This window comes from Cellvibrionales bacterium (genome assembly GCA_016713115.1).
Classification (GTDB): Bacteria; Pseudomonadota; Gammaproteobacteria; order Pseudomonadales; family UBA7239; genus UBA7239.
Genome location: JADJPU010000001.1, coordinates 401,980 through 418,349, shown reverse-complemented (window position 1 = coordinate 418,349; position 16,370 = coordinate 401,980). Strand labels below are relative to the sequence as shown.

17 protein-coding genes are annotated in these 16,370 nt (G+C 51.9%); 5 read left to right on the top strand and 12 right to left on the bottom strand.

Translation table 11 applies throughout. From position 1 onward, the window contains the following. Nucleotides 1-14 precede the first annotated feature (14 nt). The 6 genes from mltB to nadD form a co-directional block, all read right to left on the bottom strand. Nucleotides 15-1,064 carry a lytic murein transglycosylase B gene (gene mltB / locus IPK30_02005; protein MBK8102095.1) on the bottom strand — a complete coding sequence of 350 codons (1,050 nt, stop codon included), beginning with the start codon at nt 1,062-1,064 and terminating at the stop codon, nt 15-17. Next, a complete protein-coding gene (gene rodA, locus IPK30_02000) occupies nt 1,064-2,206 on the bottom strand; it encodes a rod shape-determining protein RodA (protein ID MBK8102094.1) in 1,143 nt (380 codons plus the stop codon). The genes mltB and rodA overlap by 1 nt, the downstream gene beginning before the upstream one ends. Next, on the bottom strand, nt 2,203-4,032 hold the full coding sequence (gene mrdA, locus IPK30_01995; GenBank protein ID MBK8102093.1) for a penicillin-binding protein 2: 1,830 nt from the start codon (nt 4,030-4,032) through the stop codon (nt 2,203-2,205). Before mrdA ends, rodA begins: the two co-directional genes overlap by 4 nt. Before the next feature lie 94 nt (nt 4,033-4,126). Continuing rightward, complete coding sequence (gene rlmH, locus IPK30_01990; GenBank protein MBK8102092.1) at nt 4,127-4,594, bottom strand: 23S rRNA (pseudouridine(1915)-N(3))-methyltransferase RlmH; 468 nt, start codon at nt 4,592-4,594, stop codon at nt 4,127-4,129. A gap of 14 nt (nt 4,595-4,608) precedes the next feature. Then, nucleotides 4,609-5,370 carry a ribosome silencing factor gene (gene rsfS / locus IPK30_01985; protein MBK8102091.1) on the bottom strand — a complete coding sequence of 254 codons (762 nt, stop codon included), beginning with the start codon at nt 5,368-5,370 and terminating at the stop codon, nt 4,609-4,611. After that, nucleotides 5,367-6,035 (bottom strand): nicotinate-nucleotide adenylyltransferase, encoded by a 669-nt coding sequence (nadD, locus tag IPK30_01980; protein ID MBK8102090.1) that lies wholly within the window; start codon nt 6,033-6,035, stop codon nt 5,367-5,369. The genes rsfS and nadD overlap by 4 nt, the downstream gene beginning before the upstream one ends. 127 nt (nt 6,036-6,162) lie before the next feature. Here nadD and IPK30_01975 point away from each other — a divergent pair, with 127 nt between their 5' ends. Together IPK30_01975 and IPK30_01970 are read left to right on the top strand one after the other, a co-directional pair. Then, a complete protein-coding gene (locus IPK30_01975; protein MBK8102089.1) occupies nt 6,163-6,432 on the top strand; it encodes a type II toxin-antitoxin system Phd/YefM family antitoxin in 270 nt (89 codons plus the stop codon). Beyond that, a complete protein-coding gene (locus IPK30_01970; GenBank protein ID MBK8102088.1) occupies nt 6,433-6,720 on the top strand; it encodes a type II toxin-antitoxin system RelE/ParE family toxin in 288 nt (95 codons plus the stop codon). A gap of 13 nt (nt 6,721-6,733) precedes the next feature. Here the strand turns inward: IPK30_01970 and IPK30_01965 are convergent, their stop codons facing one another. Then, on the bottom strand, nt 6,734-7,582 hold the full coding sequence (locus IPK30_01965; protein MBK8102087.1) for a histone deacetylase: 849 nt from the start codon (nt 7,580-7,582) through the stop codon (nt 6,734-6,736). Between the two features lie 27 nt (nt 7,583-7,609). Then, nucleotides 7,610-7,933 carry a hypothetical protein gene (locus IPK30_01960; protein MBK8102086.1) on the bottom strand — a complete coding sequence of 108 codons (324 nt, stop codon included), beginning with the start codon at nt 7,931-7,933 and terminating at the stop codon, nt 7,610-7,612. Between the two features lie 106 nt (nt 7,934-8,039). On the opposite strand from IPK30_01960, the gene IPK30_01955 reads away from it, so the two are divergent. From IPK30_01955 to hldE, 3 genes are all read left to right on the top strand, one after another. Further along, complete coding sequence (locus tag IPK30_01955) at nt 8,040-8,348, top strand: hypothetical protein (GenBank protein MBK8102085.1); 309 nt, start codon at nt 8,040-8,042, stop codon at nt 8,346-8,348. Between the two features lie 131 nt (nt 8,349-8,479). After that, nucleotides 8,480-8,944, top strand: coding sequence for a MaoC family dehydratase (locus IPK30_01950; protein MBK8102084.1), 465 nt, complete (start codon nt 8,480-8,482; stop codon nt 8,942-8,944). Nucleotides 8,945-8,986: 42 nt separating this feature from the next. Continuing rightward, complete coding sequence (gene hldE / locus IPK30_01945; GenBank protein MBK8102083.1) at nt 8,987-10,441, top strand: bifunctional D-glycero-beta-D-manno-heptose-7-phosphate kinase/D-glycero-beta-D-manno-heptose 1-phosphate adenylyltransferase HldE; 1,455 nt, start codon at nt 8,987-8,989, stop codon at nt 10,439-10,441. On the opposite strand, the gene IPK30_01940 is transcribed toward hldE, so the two are convergent. From IPK30_01940 to IPK30_01925, 4 genes are read right to left on the bottom strand one after another with little or no spacing between them, the layout of a single operon-like run. Beyond that, a complete protein-coding gene (locus IPK30_01940) occupies nt 10,410-14,270 on the bottom strand; it encodes a hypothetical protein (protein MBK8102082.1) in 3,861 nt (1,286 codons plus the stop codon). The two genes, hldE and IPK30_01940, sit on opposite strands and share 32 nt — an antisense overlap. 15 nt (nt 14,271-14,285) lie before the next feature. Further along, on the bottom strand, nt 14,286-15,764 hold the full coding sequence (gene rng, locus IPK30_01935) for a ribonuclease G (GenBank protein MBK8102081.1): 1,479 nt from the start codon (nt 15,762-15,764) through the stop codon (nt 14,286-14,288). A gap of 27 nt (nt 15,765-15,791) precedes the next feature. Then, the gene (locus tag IPK30_01930; protein MBK8102080.1) at nt 15,792-16,109 is read right to left on the bottom strand and encodes a CcdB family protein; all 318 of its coding nucleotides are present in this window, start codon (nt 16,107-16,109) and stop codon (nt 15,792-15,794) included. After that, on the bottom strand, nt 16,109-16,354 hold the full coding sequence (locus IPK30_01925; GenBank protein ID MBK8102079.1) for a type II toxin-antitoxin system CcdA family antitoxin: 246 nt from the start codon (nt 16,352-16,354) through the stop codon (nt 16,109-16,111). The genes IPK30_01930 and IPK30_01925 overlap by 1 nt, the downstream gene beginning before the upstream one ends. Between the last annotated feature and the right edge of the window lie 16 nt (nt 16,355-16,370).

Below are 16,370 nucleotides of genomic sequence, written 5' to 3'. Positions count from 1 at the left end.
TGTTGCGATTGCGGTTAGAGGGCGGCAGCGGCTTGTTTCTTACGCGATGCGTGCTCGGCTTTGATGACATCGGCCAGTTGAAATGCGGCCATGGCGTACATGCTGCTGTTGTTGTAGCGCGTGATGGTATAGAAGTTGTCGAACCCTAACCAGTATTCCGTGCCGTAGTCGCCCTCTTGGCTGATTAGCACGGCTTTGCGTGCATTGCCCAAGCCGCCAACCACAGGTGATGCGCCGCGTTCGGCAATTTCTTGCAAGGATAGCTTGGGCTTGAAGCCGCCAGTAGTCGCTAGCAGGCTGGTATCAAAACCAGCGATGGTGTTGGCGCGCGCCAGCACCGGCTCACCCGCTTGCCAGCCGTGTTTTTTGAAATAGTTGGCGACGCTGGCGATGGCATCGGCAGTGTTGCCCCAGATGTCGGCAAAACCGTCTTTGTCAAAATCGGCGGCGTAGTTGCGATAACTGGAGGGCATGAATTGACCGTAGCCCATGGCGCCGGCATAAGAGCCTTTCAGTATGAGCGGATCTTTTTTCTGTTCGCGTGCCAGCAGCAAAAAGTTTTGCAGCTCTTGGCGGAAAAAAGCAGAGCGCGGTGGGTAGTCAAAGGCGAGTGTGGCCAGTGCGTCGATGACGCGATAGCTGCCGGTGTTTTTGCCGTAACTGGTTTCGATGCCGATGATGGCAACGATCATTTCAGGTTCAACCTGCAGGCTGCTGGAAACTGCTTGCAGGGTTTGCTCATGTGCTAACCAAAAATTGACGCCGCCATCCACGCGCGCGTCGGTCAAAAAAATCTTGCGGTAATCTTTCCACGGCTTGGCTTTTTCTGCAGGACGCGCAATGGCATCCAATATGGCTTGCTTCTTTTCAGCGTGCGACAAAATTTCCAGCGCATCTTCTTTCTTGAAGTTGTAGCGCGTTTGCATTTCGTCGGCAAACGCCTGCACATCGCTGCGCTGCTCGTATTCACCGGCGTACACATTGCTCGCAGCCAGTAGGCTGCCGAATAGGACAACGGTGCAGAAACGAGAGAGTGTAACCATGCGCGCTAGTATCGTTTTCATCAGTAAACGGGCCTTTTTTTCTCGGTGCTGATGGACATCAATAAACCAAAGCCGATCATCAGGATGATGATAGCCGTACCGCCTTGGCTCACCAAGGGTAACGGCACGCCAACGATAGGCAACAAACCGGCCACCATTCCCATGTTAACAAAAGCGTATAGAAAAAAAGTAATGCTGATGGTGCTGCCGAGCAGGCGACCAAAAGTTTCCTGTGCGTGCCAGCTAATCCACAGTCCACGCGCGACAATGAGAAGATAGATAAACAACAGTACCATCACGCCGCGATAACCAAGCTCTTCAGACAGCACGGCGATGATGAAGTCGGTGTGGCTTTCTGGTAAGAAATTCAGTTGCGATTGCGTGCCTTGCTGCCAACCTTTGCCAGCCCAGCCGCCAGAGCCGATGGCGGTTTGCGATTGGATGATGTTCCAGCCGGCGCCGAGTTTGTCGGATTCGGGATCAAATAACATCAGCACGCGTTTGTGTTGGTAATCGTGCATCACAAAAAACCACATGATGGGGGCGGCGGCGGCGGCGACAGCCATCGCTGCGGCGATGTATCCCCAGTGAATACCGGCCATAAACAGCACCATCAAACCCGAAGACAGCACGAGCAGACCGGTGCCGAGGTCTGGTTGGCGCACGATCAATGCCACTGGCACCATAATCATCACCAGAGACCAGAACACATGTTTGAAACGCGGCGGTGTCCCGCGCTCGTGGAAGTAGGTGGCCAGCATCACGGGGAGGCCAATTTTGAGCATTTCTGAGGGTTGAAAGCGTGGCAGGCCTGGGATGTCCAACCAGCGCCGCGCGCCCATGGATATCTCACCAAACAATGCAACGGCGATCACCAGTAGCACGCCCAGACCGTACAGTACCGGCGCCACCAGTCGCCAAGTGCTCTGACTAACTTGGGCGACGGTGATCATGATGCACACGCCCAACACAAAGAAGCCGCCTTGTTTTTCCATCGCGATCAGGTGGTCGTCGGCGGCGCTGTACAACACAAACAGGCCGTAGCCGGCGAGAGCACTGAGCAGCAGGAGCAGCACAGGGTCGATATGCAGGCGCTGCCACAGCGTGCGCTGGATCGCACCGGTGGCGGGTAGTTGGCGGATGAAGTCGGGGCTGGTTTTCACTCTTCCGCTCCGTTGTTAAGGGGTTCGGGTGCGGCCGATTCTGAAGAATGCCCGAGCAGCCAAGCATCTAACACTTTGCGCGCCACAGGAGCGGCGGCACCGGAGCCGCTATTACCGTTTTCCACGATCACCGCGATGGCAATTTTGGGTTTGTCCACGGGGGCGAAGGCGACAAACAGACCGTGGTCGCGTTGGCGTTCTGCCAGTTTGGCGGCATCGTATTTTTCGTTTTGGGCGATGCCTACCACCTGTGCGGTACCGGTCTTACCGGCTACGGTGTACGGTGCATCGGCAAAGGCTTTTTTTGCAGTGCCGCGCGGGCCTTGCGCAACTTCGTGCATGCCGCCGATGGCTGTATCCCAATGGCGTGGGTCGCGCAGCAGAATGGGCGTGTCGTAGGCGGGTGTGATATCCACACCGTCAATGGCTTTTACTAGGTGAGGCTGGATGCGAATGCCGCGTCTGGCCAGTGTTGCAGTGGCGGCGGCCAGCTGCATGGGGGTAGCTAGGTGGTAGCCCTGCCCGATACCGGCGTTGATAGAGTCACCTGGATACCACGGCTGCTTGAAGCGTTTGCGCTTCCACTCGCGCGAGGGCAGTACGCCTTTGCGCTCGCCGCTGAGGTCTACACCGGTCGGCTGCCCCAAGCTGAACGGCGCCAGAAAGTCGTGCATGCGGTCTATGCCCATGCGTTGGGCGAGTTGATAAAAGTAGATGTCGCAGGACTGCGCAATCGCCAAATAGGCATTGATCCCGCCACCGTGACCGCCTTTTTTCCAATCGCGGAATTTGCGTGTTTGTCCGGGTAACTGGAAGAAACCGGGGTCGTAGATTTGATATTCAGGTGTGATGAAACCGCCGTCCAAACCGGCGAGCACCAGCAGCGGTTTGATGGTGGAGCCGGGTGGGTATTCGCCGGCGATGATGCGGTTGAGCAGAGGCAGATCGGGCGAGTCGCGCAGTGCGCTGTAATCTTTGCCGCTGATACCGGCGACAAATAAATTCGGGTCAAACGACGGGTTGCTCACGGCGGTGACCACGCCACCGGTGTTCACATCAATTGCCACCACAGCACCGCGCCTGCCTGCCAAGGCTTCCACGGCTGCCTGCTGCATGCGCACATTGAGGTAGAGCGTGAGCGTGGCGCCGCGCACAGGGTCTTTGCGGTCCAGTGTGCGCAGAATGCGGCCGCGCACATCGGTTTCAACATTTTGTGCGCCCGGAATGCCGAGCAATTTTTTTTCGTAGGATTTTTCGATGCCGACTTTGCCCATCGAAAAAACGCCGTAGTAATTGTCGGTCTCGCCGGCCTCTTCAATTTTTTGCATTTCTTTTTCGCTGATGCGGCCGACATAGCCGATGCTGTGCGCAAACAATTCCGCGAAAGGGTAGTCGCGCACCAATTCTGCCGTCACTTCTACACCGGGAAGTCGATAGCGATTGACGGCGATGCGCGCAATTTGTTCGTCGTCGAGATTGCCGCGCAACATCACACCCTCGTAGGGGCGCTGGCGGCGTTTTAGGCGATCGTGAAAGCGCACAATTTCACTGTCATCCAATTGCAAAATGTTTTGCAATTCGCGCAGTGTGTAATCCATGTCTTGCACACGCTCTTTAATAAGTTCCAGTGTGAAACTGGGTTTGCTCTGTGCGAGTACAGTGCCTTCTAAGTCTTGAATCACGCCGCGCGCAGGAGGAATCGCCATGGCGTGAATGCGATTGGCATCAGATTGCGTAGAAAAATGTTCGTTGTTCACAATCTGCAAAAAATAATAACGCCCCAGTACCACCAGTGATAACAAAACAATGAGAGCAAGACTGATCATCAATCGCCGCGCAAAAATTCTGCGTTCACCACCCGTGCTTTGCGACAGCAGCGTAGACGAGTAATGCGAGGGGTTGATAGCCACGGTGTGTTAATCAGCGGTGGTAAGGGTGATTGTTGAGCAGCGACCACGCGCGGTACAGCTGTTCAGCCAACACAATGCGCACCAGCGGGTGTGGCAGCGTCAGTTGCGATAGCGACCAACTTTCCTGCGCGCGCGCCAAGCAAGCGGCAGACAGCCCGTCTGGGCCACCGATCAAAAAACTGGTGTTGCCGCCTTGCATTTGCCACTGACGCAAAGCGTCTGCCATTGATGAAGTGCTTTGCGGTTTGCCCGGAATGTCCAGCGCAATCACGCGTTCTTGTGCGGGAATGGCGGCCAACATCGCTTCGCTTTCTTTTTCGATGGCGCGTGCGGTGTCGCTGTTTTTGCTGCGTGTCGCCAATGGAATTTCACGCAGCGCGAGCGCACAATCGCGCAGCAGGCGTTTGGCATATTCGTCGTAACCGGCTTGCACCCATGCAGGCATGCGCGTGCCAACGGCAATCAAAGTGAGTTTCATGCCAAGTCAGTCGATCAACCTTTACGCGGTGCGCGCGGTTTGCTGGGCACTGGTTTTTTTACAGCGGGTTTGCTGGCGGCAGATTTTGTAGCGCTCGTTTTGGCAGCAGCAGGTTTGCGCGTGCCGGTTTTGGCATAGATGCCGGCTTTCGCTGGCGTGGCAGCAGCAGCGGGTTTGGCGGCTGCTTTTTTACGCACGTTGGCGGCAGTTTTTCTTTGGCGCGCTTTGCTGGCATCCGATTGGTTGACCATCACATCGTCCGACACTTTTTTACGCGCCGGCGCTTTTTTGGCGGGCGCTGTCTTACCAGGTTTTTTGGCAGCAGGTTTTTTGTCGGCGGAAGCTTTTTTCTCCGCTGCAGGTTTTTTCTCTGCGGTGGTTTTTGCGCGCTTGGCCGTTTTGGTAGGCGCCGCTTGGGTATCAATCACTTCACTGTGGCCGGGAATCAACCACAGTTTTTCCAGTTCATAAAACTCGCGCACTTCCGGTTGCATCACATGCAACACTAAATCACCAAAATCTACCAAGGCCCATTCGCCGTCGTCCAAGCCTTCGGAACCTATTGCGGGCATGCCGTTTTTCTTGGATTCTTCCGCTGCGTGTTGCGCCAAGCCGCGCACTTGACGATTGGAAGAACCGCTGGCGATAACGAGTGTGTCCATCACATCGGATAAACGCGAGACATCAATAGCAACAATGTTTTGCGCTTTGAGATCGTCCAATGCGTTGAGAATGATGGCGAGTTGTGAAGGCTTGGTGGCAGATTTCTTTTTCATGGGTTGTCTGTTGACTCGTCAGATGCGTAAAGCTGGTGATCCACAATGTATTGCCAAACGGGTGTCGGCAAGCCTTCAGGTTTAGGCGTGGTGGAACTGCGTTGCGCAAGTTGTTGGCGTATTGCGGTGGAAGAAAACGGTTGCGGCGGTAATGCAATCCGCAGCCACAAACCGCTGGCTTGGCATTGTAGCTGATCGCTGTTTGCGGCGAGTGTTTGTGTGCGTAGCCACGCATCGACTGCCGTTGTGCTGGGAGTGCAATAGCCGGGGCGTTCAATCACCAATAGATGCGCGAGTTGCGTGAGCGCCTGCCAGTCCTTCCATTGCGCTAATCTGCACAAGGTGTCGGCACCGATCACCCACACCAGAGGCAGCTCACTGCCTAATTCGAGGCGCAGCTCACGCAGTGTGTCCACCGTGTAGGAGGGCGGCGGGCGGCGCAGTTCGCGCTCGTCGATCGCCAGCGCGGGGTAGTCCACCAGAGCGGCGCGCAACATCGCCAAGCGGTGATGGTTGGCGGTGACTTCGGGCTTTAACGGCGAGCGCGCCGTGGGCAGCAGTGTCACGCAGCTCGCCTGCAGCAGTTGGCGCACGGCTTCTGCGCTGGCGAGATGGCCGCTGTGTACGGGGTCGAATGAGCCGCCGAAAAGAATATGCATCGTCAAAAATAGCTGTTGGTTTGCGCGATTATAACGGCGTGACCGCTCGCCTTTTAGCCGAGTATTAGGTTTCTAGACAGCAGTTGTTAACAGGTGCTATAAAGTGGTCGTCAACGACAATAGGGCGGCTGTCATGCAAACAAAATTCTCCGAAGATGTCATTCCTCTGACTGACCTCAAGATTAATCCTGGTCGGGTTGTCAATCAGGTTAAGGAAACACACCGACCTGTTTTGCTGACCAGTCGCGGTCGAGGTATAGCGGTGGTGCAAGGTTTAGAGGAATACGAAAAGAGTCGCGAAGAACTGGCTTTCGTAAAAGCGGTTGCTCAAGGGCTGATGGATATAAAGCAGGGCAACACAATGAGCATAGCCGAAGTAAAAAAACGCTTGGGCATCAAATAAATGAAAATTAGTTTTTCAACTTCAGCTGTTGAAGATCTTGAAAACATTATCGGTTACTACAATGAGCAGGGTGTTCCTGATATTGGCAACAATTTTACGCAAGCCATCATTGAGCACATCCAAGTGCTGTCTAAGCATCCAGATATAGGCAGGGTTGTGCCAGAATTTGAGCAAGAGCACATCAGGGAAATCATTCACAAACCGTTTCGTGTTATTTATCAACGAAATGCAAATTCAGTAGAAATTATCAGAGTTTGGAGAAGTGAGCGGTTGCTTGTATTGCCATGAGCCAACGGCTCTACTACTCCAAATAAGTGCGGATGCAAGCCTGCATTGTGTTGTTGTGAATATCGAGAACTTTTTGTAACGGCGTTTGATAGCCGCCAGCTAAATCCCACGCAACAGGCATTCCCATATTTTTTGCGGTGCGAAACACGATGCTATCCCGTTCCGCTAATTGTTCGTTTGTCATCCAGCCGCCGAGGGGATCGTTGATGTGGGGGTCTGCGCCAGCTTGATACAGCAAAATATCACAACCCTCGAACACAGAAGCCATCAGTGTAGGCCGTTCTTGGAGAAAGGATTCGGCTTGGTTGCGCTTGCCGCCAGCGGTGTAGTGGCGCAGCGTATTTTCATTGAGGCCGAGCGTGCGAATAATGTCATCGGTGCCGTTGCCGTAATGTTGGTCGAGATCAAGAATGCCGACGCGCGCTACATTTTTATCTTCGTTCAACAAGCTCATGGCTGTGACCATCAAGCCGTTGAATGTGCAGAAGCCGCCACCAAACGCATGACAAGCATGAGGAAAACCCGATACAGGTGCCACCGCCACTTTGCCGTTTATCAACACTTGTCTCGCAGCGCCGAGCATTGCGCCCGAAGTAAAAGGAAATGATTCCGCGACAGCTGGGCTGGTATTGCCGAAGCCATTTTCTGTCAGGCAATTCAAAACATTGCGCACATAGTTTTCATCATGCGCCAACGACAACTCGGATACCGAAACGGGCGCTGACAAAATTTCTTCGATGCTGTTAGGAAATAACTTGCGCCATTCCTGCATAACTTCCGCAGGTTTGTGCGCCGATGGCGATGACACGCAGCCAGAACTGCACACCATTTTTTCATTGAATAGCACAGGAATTTTTAGCATGAGGCACGCCTCGTCTAGCGGTTTTATTTAGCGAACATAGACGATGGGTAAAACTTCTAGTGCGTCGCCTGCCTTGAGCCCCATCATTCTCAGCGTGCGGTGGTCGCGTTCTAAATTGTTGGCTTGAGCGTACGGCGTGCCGGTGTCAAAGACGCGCCCAGTGTTGGCATCCCGCAAGAACCAATGTTTGCCGTAGGTGTGGGCGGGTACAAAAGCTTGGATTTGTCCATAAACGAAATCCAGCACGGCGGATATCGAGCTGATGGCGGTGCAGTCCAGTCTTGTCACTGTGCCGGAAGCGCCCAAGAAGGGGCGTGTATCGATGGTGAAAGTTTCAATTTCAGCTTTCATAGCGCGCATCCTCTGGTGATGGGTATAAAGATCAATTGACCTATGATCGCAGTATAAGTAAAATATCAATAAGTGTCAACAATCTATCAATAATGCATATTTGTTTATGATTGAAATCCAGCTGAGTGAAGAAACATTCAATGCCATATGCCAACGCTACGGGCGCTTTGGTGAAACGGAGGCAGATTTTGAAACCATATTGCTCAGGGCGTTAGCGCTTGGTAGTGAGAAAGATTTAGAGATGTTGCCTGCGCGCGGCATCGTGAAATACACCGAGGAGCTGATTCTCAATCATCCAGATCTGGGCAATGTAGAAATTGCTGCACTCGTGCGGCGCCAGTTTCCTCACGCTCAGAGTAACAACCGTTCTGTCGCCTCTATTCGCTACAACATGAAGCGGGATATGAGTGAGTAAACAACATGAGGTCAGGGCAGTTTGTTTTTGTTTCTGGCGGAGAAAGTTGTGTGGACTTCCCATGGTTTGTTCAGCACATAACAAGTCGTAATATTGGCAGCCCTTTGATATAGGTCTGGAGAAAATCGCTTATGCAGCAATACCGTTTTGATGATGTAACCGCTTTGCAAACTTTGGTATCCGATCAATGGGGGGAATGGAGCAACCCGTTCACGGTGACGCAGACCGTGATTCAGCAGTTTGCTGATCTCACCAATGACCACAACTGGATACATTTGGATGTGGAGCGTTGCAAAAAAGAAAGCCCGTTCGGCGCGCCGATTGCGCACGGGTTTCTCACGCTGGTGTTGATGGCGCAGATGCGTATTCCTGCGTCGTATGAAATTACCGGCTATCGCAACGCGGTGAATTACGGTGTGAACAAAGTGCGTTTCACGGGCAATGTGCCAGTCGGTTCTACCATTCATCAACACATGCGCGTTGCCAGTGTGGAAGGTGGGCCAAAAGGCACGCAGATGACTTTGGCCGGTGCCATTCATATCGTCGGCCAAGACAGGCCAGCCGTGGTGTATGAAATGGTGATGCTGTACATGTAATTTTATTTTTTAAGTCAATTTTTTTACGGAAATAAAAACGGTATGTCTAGCGATAAACAGTGGGTTGCACAGCCGCAGTTCAGCGGCGCACAAGTGTTGGTGGTGGGTGATGTGATGTTGGATCGCTACTGGCACGGCGCCACAGCGCGTATTTCGCCAGAGGCGCCGGTGCCGGTGGTGCAGGTACAGCAGCGCGAAGATCGCGCTGGTGGTGCGGGCAATGTGGCGCTCAATATTGCGGCGCTGGGCGGTGGTGTATCGCTGTTGGGTTTGGTGGGTGCCGATGAAGAAGCGCGTGTGTTGGAGCAGCGTTTGCAAGCAGCGCAAGTGCATTGCAATTTTGAGAAAATTGCTACGGGTACAACTATTACGAAATTGCGGGTGATCAGTCGTCATCAACAATTGCTGCGCATGGATTTTGAAGAAAGTTTTTCCGCGCAAGACAGTGCGGCACTCGCCGCGCGTGCCACACCGCTGTTTCAACATGTGGGTGTGATCGTATTGTCCGATTACAACAAAGGTGCATTGCAAGAAGCGCCGGCGATGATTGCCGCAGCGAAAGCGGCAAAAAAAATGGTGTTGGTGGATCCAAAAGGCACGGATTTTTCGCGCTATCGCGGTGCGACTTTGCTCACACCTAACCTGCATGAATTTGAAGCAGTGGTGGGTGTGTGCAAAGACGAGCAGACGCTGGTGCAAAAAGGCATAGCGCTGATTGAATCGCTGGACTTGCAAGCACTGCTGGTCACACGCGGCGAACACGGCATGACCTTGTTGCAGCGCGGCGAACAGCAACATCCGCTGCATCTGCCAGCGCAAGCGCGCGAAGTATTTGATGTCACCGGCGCGGGCGACACGGTGATTGCTACCTTGGCCGCTGCACTGGCGGCGAGCATTGCACTGCCGCAGGCAGTGGTGCTGGCCAATATTGCGGCGGGCATCGTCGTGGGCAAACTGGGTACGGCGACCATCAGCGGCCCCGAATTACGCCAAGCATTGCGCCAAGCGCACGGCGTGGGTCGCGGCGTGATGACAGAAGAACAGTTGTTAATTGCGATGGAAGATGCACGCAACAACGGCGAAAAAATTGTGTTCACCAACGGCTGTTTTGATTTGCTGCATCCAGGGCATGTCACCTATTTGGAAGATGCCAAAAAACTCGGCCAGCGCTTAGTTGTGGCGGTGAATTCGGATGCGTCTGTAAAAAGACTCAAAGGTGAAGGCAGGCCGATTCAATCCGCCGAGAGTCGCATGGCAGTGTTGGCAGGTTTAGAAGCCGTGGATTGGGTGGTGGTGTTTGGAGACGACACACCAGAGCGTTTACTGGAAATATTAAAGCCAGATGTGTTGGTGAAAGGCGGCGATTACACGCCTGCACAAGTGGTCGGCGCGCCTATTGTGCAAGCCTATGGCGGCGAAGTGGCCGTGCTGTCATTTGTTGATCAGTGTTCAACCACATCCATCGTCAAAACGATTTTGTCGCGTCACGCTTCGTAGGCGAAGCAGGTTTTGTCGGCGTGTTTTCTGCTGGTTTTTCTTGCTGCGGCGCAATGCGCTCGAAGCTCATGACTGGGTCACTCATCGGGCCGGTAATGCGATAACTCAAACTGCTCAAACTGCTAATTTGTTTATCAAAAATTTTGCTGGCGACATACACACCTGCCGCCGCCGGCAGACCGCCGGCAATCGCGGCTACCCAGGTGGCATTGTTGCTAACGGGTAGGGTGGCGATTAGGCGCAAATCCAAAGTGTCACTTTCTAATAAGGCTTTTCCGCTTAACTTGAATTTGCTGGACGGGCTCTCAATTTCCAGTGGCTCGACAAATTGCATCATGCCTTTGCCAAATAGCAATTTGCCTTTGTATTCATCAAAACTGATGCCGTTGTTGTTTAAATCAGAAAAATCCAATTGCAAACGCCGCAACCAAGTGGTGATGTTAATGACACTCAATGCGTGCATGGCGATATTGGGCTGCGCTTGCAAGTATTTGCCGTCTTTCCCTTCGGTGTAAACACTGCCGGCGATGTTATTTAAGCTGATATCTTGCGGTGTGCTCGGCCATGCTAAATCTGCAAACAATGAGACGCGCTTACCAATGATGAATGGGTCAATGCCGAGATGTTTTAACACCGGCTGCTCGCCAGACATGTGCAACGCGCCGTGAAATTCGCTGTGGTAACTGCCATCCAATTTTTGCTGCCACAGCAGTGTGCTGCCGCCGAGGCCGCTGCCGTCGCGCAGAAGATAGCCACTGCCTGTCGCCATCAATTTTTCAAAACGCAAGCTGTTTGCGGTGCTGCGCAATGCTGTGCTGAAGTTTCCTATATCCATACCGTCAACAAACAGGTGTTGAATCGTGATATCCAGCGCGGGAATAGCAGAGAAATCTATACGGTCAGCCGGCGGTTTTTTTGCTTGTGCGTTAGTTTTATCGCGCTGAATCTTTAGGGTGTCGATAATAATGTCGGGTGTTTTTCCTGAATCATAAAATACAGCTTTGCCTTGTGCTTCTTGTGTGTTGAAAGCCAGTGTCCATGCGTCGTTATTGTGATTGGCATTAATAGCTAGATTGGAAAATGAAAAATCTTTCCAAGTAGCCTGTTGTGTATTGATGGAAACGGATGGAAACAGGGTGTTTGGGTTGTCGTTGTTGCTGTTGTTTGTGCTTAGTTTGTTATGGCTGGTGATTAAATCAATCCATTGCTGAATGTCAGCGCTTGGCAAGCTTCCGTGGATGAAAAGCTTTCCATCAACATTGGGTGTTATTGTTGGTGAACCCAATAGCTGAATATCACCGCCCGTTAGTGCGCCATTGTGCGCTGCCAGTGTGCCGAAAATTTGTTGGTTGTAATTGAAACGGTAGGTTTGTTGATTGTTGCGCAGCAAATCCACCGTCAGAGTAAACGGCGTTTTGCTGCCGCGTTGTTTGGTAAAAGGTGCGGGCAGAGGTGCTTCTACATTTTGGAGTGTGCTGCTGACTTGCAGTTGCCCGATGCTCGCGGTTTGTGCGGCATTGCTAGGGTTGAGCTGCAGTTGCAAGCTGTAATCTGCGCTGCCGCTCAGCATTTTTAGTGGTGTGATCGCGGACCAAGTGGCGATATCACTGATGTTGGCGCTGCTGTTGGCGGTCACTTGAACGACGGTGCCCTGTGCTGATTTTTTGCTAACTATATTTGCGGTAACAGGCTTATTAAATAGAGATGCTTTGATGCTGGGCGCTTGCAAGCCGTTGTCACTGTCATAGCTGAGTTGACTGTTGATTTGGCGAAACGGCAAACGCAAATCGTGCATATCCAGCTGCGCGTTATTGAGCGTGAGCAATACATTTTCTGTTTGTGGCAGCGGCGCACCAGAGAGCGGAATTTGCAGTTGCAGTGCAGTTTCCAAGTTGCCCTGCGGTATTTTCCATGCATCCATGCCGTTGCCAATAGCGTGATGTAACGGCGATTCACGCAACAAACGCAAGCCATCATCGGGCGAGCCGTGCGCGCGGCCGTTGATGTTGATGGTTAATCCTTTGGGTTGTTCCAGCACGGCGATGTGTGCGGCATCAATGGCAGTGTCATACAGCGTGGCGCGGCTGGCGCGTATGTAAGCGTTGTGGTTGTCCACCAATAAACGCGCGTCAATGTTTTTTAACGGCGGCCAATCGGGATGAAATTTCAAATCGCCGTTGCGGATATCGCCAAAAAATTGAATAGCACTTTCCTTCGCTTCTGTACCGGTTAAGCCGCCGCGATATAAGAAGCCGGCGGCAGGCAAATCGGCATCACCGATACTGTTATTCAGCCATGCCAGTAAATCCTTGGGCAAAATGTAAGGAATAAACATATTGCGGTATTGTGCGGCGCTGTTGCGCAAACCAATGGACAGATACAACTCGCTGTGAAAATCAGCGCCAGCGAGTGGCAAATGCAACCAAAAACTGCCGCGTGCTTCGCCAGGATCGCCTGACAAACTCGCGTAATCGCTACCGACAAAAACGGTTTGTTGTTCTGGCGCCCACTGCCATTGCACACGCCCTGCGGCGTGTTGAAAAACAATCGGTTTGTGATACACCTCGGGGTAGTGCATGGAAAAACCGTTGTTGCTATTTAAGTCGATAAAACCGTAACCAATACCGCTGCGAACATAGCCGCTCACGCCAGTGAAAGCGGGTACACCTTCCCAGTGACCGCTGCTGATGTTGTCGGCATTAGCTTGCAGCTGCATGCGTTCAGTGAGAGGCTTGTTGTTGTCCCAAGTGAGCTCAAAATTTCGCAAGTAGCCGTGCAAGTTCAGAGAAGAAAAGAGATTTTTTACTTCGCCTTCAGGCAGAAACGGTAGCAGTATTTTCGTGTTGTCCAATCGCAGTTCTGGCGTGGATATTTGCCACTGCTGTGTTTGTGCTGTGTTGAATGAAAAACGCAAATCGTTGATTACAGGTTTGTCGGCTATCGCAAGCGCATGTACATCAATGTGACTGGATTGTTCTTTGCGCCATTGACCGCTGAAGGTGCCAGATATAGCTGGTGGCAGGGCGATCTCGCCCTCTGCGCGGTTGTTTGCTGGCGTCAGCAGAGCTAATTGGCTGGTAAAGTCGATTTGCTGCAAGCCTTGCCATTGCAGCCATGTTTCGCCATTAATGGTGCTGTTTTTTACGGCGGGATGATCCCAGTCGTCCAGCGCTAGATTCTCTGTTTTTAGATAAAGGGTGCCTTTGCTGTCACGCAGTGAGTCGCCAGAAAATTTCCCAATGGCAGATAGCTTCTGCGTGTTTCCGCTTAATAGTTTGAGTGAAAACTTTTTATGAGTGAGGTTTTTTTCTACACGAAAATCATCAATCTCTAAGGTTTTTTTCCAGTCGCCGCGCTGCAGTGTGACGAGAATGTTTTGGATTTGCGTGTCGTTGTTGAATAGACGATTGATAAAACGCCAGTCGCGCTCAAGGTCCAGTGGTGTTGCGGAATCTTGCGGCAAGGTATGGTTAATGGTCGCGCGCGCTAGTTGCATGTGGTCTATGACAGGCGTGCGCTGCCACAAGCTGTAAAATAAATTAACGGTGAAAAATACTTGATGGAGCTCTACATGCGCATCGGCAGTATCAATAACAAACTGTTGTGCGCGTATTTCTGGATAAATGGATGTCCAGCGCACTTCCAGTTGCGAGGCTTGGATGCGTGCACCAGTTAGATCGTTTATGTATTGCAGAAATCTGTCGTTGGCTAAATTCACGCGCGGCAACACTTCACGGCCAATAGACACCAGCATGGCGAAGCCAATGATCACAGCTGCTGTGCTGTACCACAGCAAGTTGATGAGTCGAAGCGCAATGCGTTTGCTCATGCGTATACAACTCGCTTACATGGGAACAATGTCATATTGCTCTCGGTTGTATACGCTTTCGACGCGAAAGCGAATGGATTTTTGTGTGAGATCTTCGATGTCGGCCACGCTGGCGGAATCTTCATCCAACAAGCGATCAATGACTTCTTGTGAAGCCATCACCAAAAGCTGCTTGCTGTCGTAAGTGCGCGCGCCGCGCAAAATTTCGCGCATGATTTCGTAGCAAACGGATTCAGCGGATTTCAAAATGCCGCGCCCTTGGCAAACAGGGCAGCTCTCGCACAGCGTGCGACTTAAACTTTCGCGCGTGCGTTTGCGCGTCATCTGCACCAAACCCAATTCGGAAATGCAGGTGACGGCAATTTTGGCCGGATCTTTTTCGATGGCTTTTTCCAGTACGCGCACCACTTGTCGTTGATGCTCTGGGTCTTGCATGTCGATGAAATCGACAATGATGATGCCGCCCAAATTGCGCAAACGCAGTTGGCGCGCCAGTGTTGTTGCTGCCTCTAAATTGGTTTTAAACAGTGTTTCTTCTTGGTTGGTGTGGCCGATAAATGCACCGGTATTCACATCAATGGTAGTCATGGCTTCAGTTTGGTCGATGATCAAATAGCCGCCAGATTTCAAATTGACGCGCCGCTCCAGTGCTTTCTGAATTTCTTCTTCTACGCTGTAGAGATCAAAAATGGGGCGCTCGCCATCGTAATGTTCAATCACATTGCGTGTGCCTGATTCATAATCAGAGGCAAAACGCAGCAGGCGTTCATATTCTTCGCGTGAGTCGATGCGCACTTTTTCCACGCTGGGTTTTACGGCATCGCGCATGGTGCGCAGAAACAGCGGTAGGTCGTTGTAGATCACACTCGGCACAGACAACGAAGCCAATTCTGGCTTCAAGTCACTCCACAATTTTTGCAAAAATACAGCGTCGGTTTGAATTTCTTCCGCCAAAGCATTTTCCGCGACTGTGCGCACAATAAAGCCGCCTGCATGTTCGCGGCCATCGGTTGGCAAGCAGGATTCCACAATGCCGAGCAGGCGTTCGCGCTCCGCTTCGTTCTCAATTTTTTGCGACATGCCAATGTGATTGGTATAGGGCATGTACACCAAAAAGCGCGAAGACACAGAAAGGTGGGTGGTGAGCCGCGCACCTTTGGTTCCTATGGGTTCTTTAATGACTTGCACGATGAGCGTTTTCCCTTCGTGCACGAGTGTGCGGATATCCGGCACGGTTAATTTGCGATGTTCCATGCCGTTTGCATCAAGCGTCACAATATCAGCGGCGTGAATAAATGCGGCGCGTTCTAAGCCGATATCGACAAACGCGGCTTGCATGCCGGGCATCACGCGCGCCACCTTGCCTTTGTAGATGTTGCCAACTAAGCCGCGTTTTTCGGCGCGCTCAATGTAGACTTCTTGCAGTACGCCGTTGTCGACGACGGCAACGCGTGTCTCCATTGGCGCAACATTGATCAGTATTTCTTCACTCATAGGAATGTGTCATATGTTGTTAGAGGCTTAGAATCCAGTAACCAAAAAGTCGAGTGCCGCTACAATTTCATTTCTGGCGCTAGAAAGATCTGCAACAGGATTGCCAAGTTCTTTCTTGTTTATGCCGGCAAGTTGTGGAGTAAGCATCAAATAGCTTTTGCCCTCAATTTCAAGCAGCGGTGTCAGTCGGGACATTTGTTTTGCTGCGCTCTGTTCAACCGCAGTCAAAGGCACAACAACGCGCGTTTGCAGTTCGCCGAGTAATTCGGTTTGCACATCCAACAGCAAAGGAATCAGTTTTTTTGTTTGGGGGTTTTTGTTTTGGTACGCAGTAAATTGCGGCATCAAAAGCTCCTAATGTTGTCACTAAAGGAGCCATGTTTTTCTACCAAGGCGTTATAAGCAGTAATGGCGGCACGATTCTCTGCTAGCCAGCCAGCGCGCTGTTTGGCGCGTACTTGTTCAACGAGCGTTTGTTCCAGAGAGGCGGAAAGGTTGATGTCCAGTTCCTTGGCTTTTTTAAGTAAGTCACTGTTTACACTGAGGTTGGTTGGTTTTTTCAGGGCATCAAGGTCATAAATGGCAAGCATGGCGACAATCCAGATG

What these genes read in the sequence shown, in the direction of transcription:
- mltB (MBK8102095.1), bottom strand. Translation starts at nt 1,064, where the DNA reads ATGAAAACGATACTAGCGCGCATGGTTACACTCTCTCGTTTCTGCACC.
- mrdA (MBK8102093.1), bottom strand. Translation starts at nt 4,032, where the DNA reads ATGATCAGTCTTGCTCTCATTGTTTTGTTATCACTGGTGGTACTGGGG.
- rlmH (MBK8102092.1), bottom strand. Translation starts at nt 4,594, where the DNA reads ATGAAACTCACTTTGATTGCCGTTGGCACGCGCATGCCTGCATGGGTG.
- rsfS (MBK8102091.1), bottom strand. Translation starts at nt 5,370, where the DNA reads ATGAAAAAGAAATCTGCCACCAAGCCTTCACAACTCGCCATCATTCTC.
- IPK30_01975 (MBK8102089.1), top strand. Translation starts at nt 6,163, where the DNA reads ATGCAAACAAAATTCTCCGAAGATGTCATTCCTCTGACTGACCTCAAG.
- IPK30_01970 (MBK8102088.1), top strand. Translation starts at nt 6,433, where the DNA reads ATGAAAATTAGTTTTTCAACTTCAGCTGTTGAAGATCTTGAAAACATT.
- IPK30_01965 (MBK8102087.1), bottom strand. Translation starts at nt 7,582, where the DNA reads ATGCTAAAAATTCCTGTGCTATTCAATGAAAAAATGGTGTGCAGTTCT.
- IPK30_01960 (MBK8102086.1), bottom strand. Translation starts at nt 7,933, where the DNA reads ATGAAAGCTGAAATTGAAACTTTCACCATCGATACACGCCCCTTCTTG.
- IPK30_01955 (MBK8102085.1), top strand. Translation starts at nt 8,040, where the DNA reads ATGATTGAAATCCAGCTGAGTGAAGAAACATTCAATGCCATATGCCAA.
- IPK30_01950 (MBK8102084.1), top strand. Translation starts at nt 8,480, where the DNA reads ATGCAGCAATACCGTTTTGATGATGTAACCGCTTTGCAAACTTTGGTA.
- hldE (MBK8102083.1), top strand. Translation starts at nt 8,987, where the DNA reads ATGTCTAGCGATAAACAGTGGGTTGCACAGCCGCAGTTCAGCGGCGCA.
- IPK30_01940 (MBK8102082.1), bottom strand. Translation starts at nt 14,270, where the DNA reads ATGAGCAAACGCATTGCGCTTCGACTCATCAACTTGCTGTGGTACAGC.
- rng (MBK8102081.1), bottom strand. Translation starts at nt 15,764, where the DNA reads ATGAGTGAAGAAATACTGATCAATGTTGCGCCAATGGAGACACGCGTT.
- IPK30_01930 (MBK8102080.1), bottom strand. Translation starts at nt 16,109, where the DNA reads ATGCCGCAATTTACTGCGTACCAAAACAAAAACCCCCAAACAAAAAAA.
- IPK30_01925 (MBK8102079.1), bottom strand. Translation starts at nt 16,354, where the DNA reads ATGCTTGCCATTTATGACCTTGATGCCCTGAAAAAACCAACCAACCTC.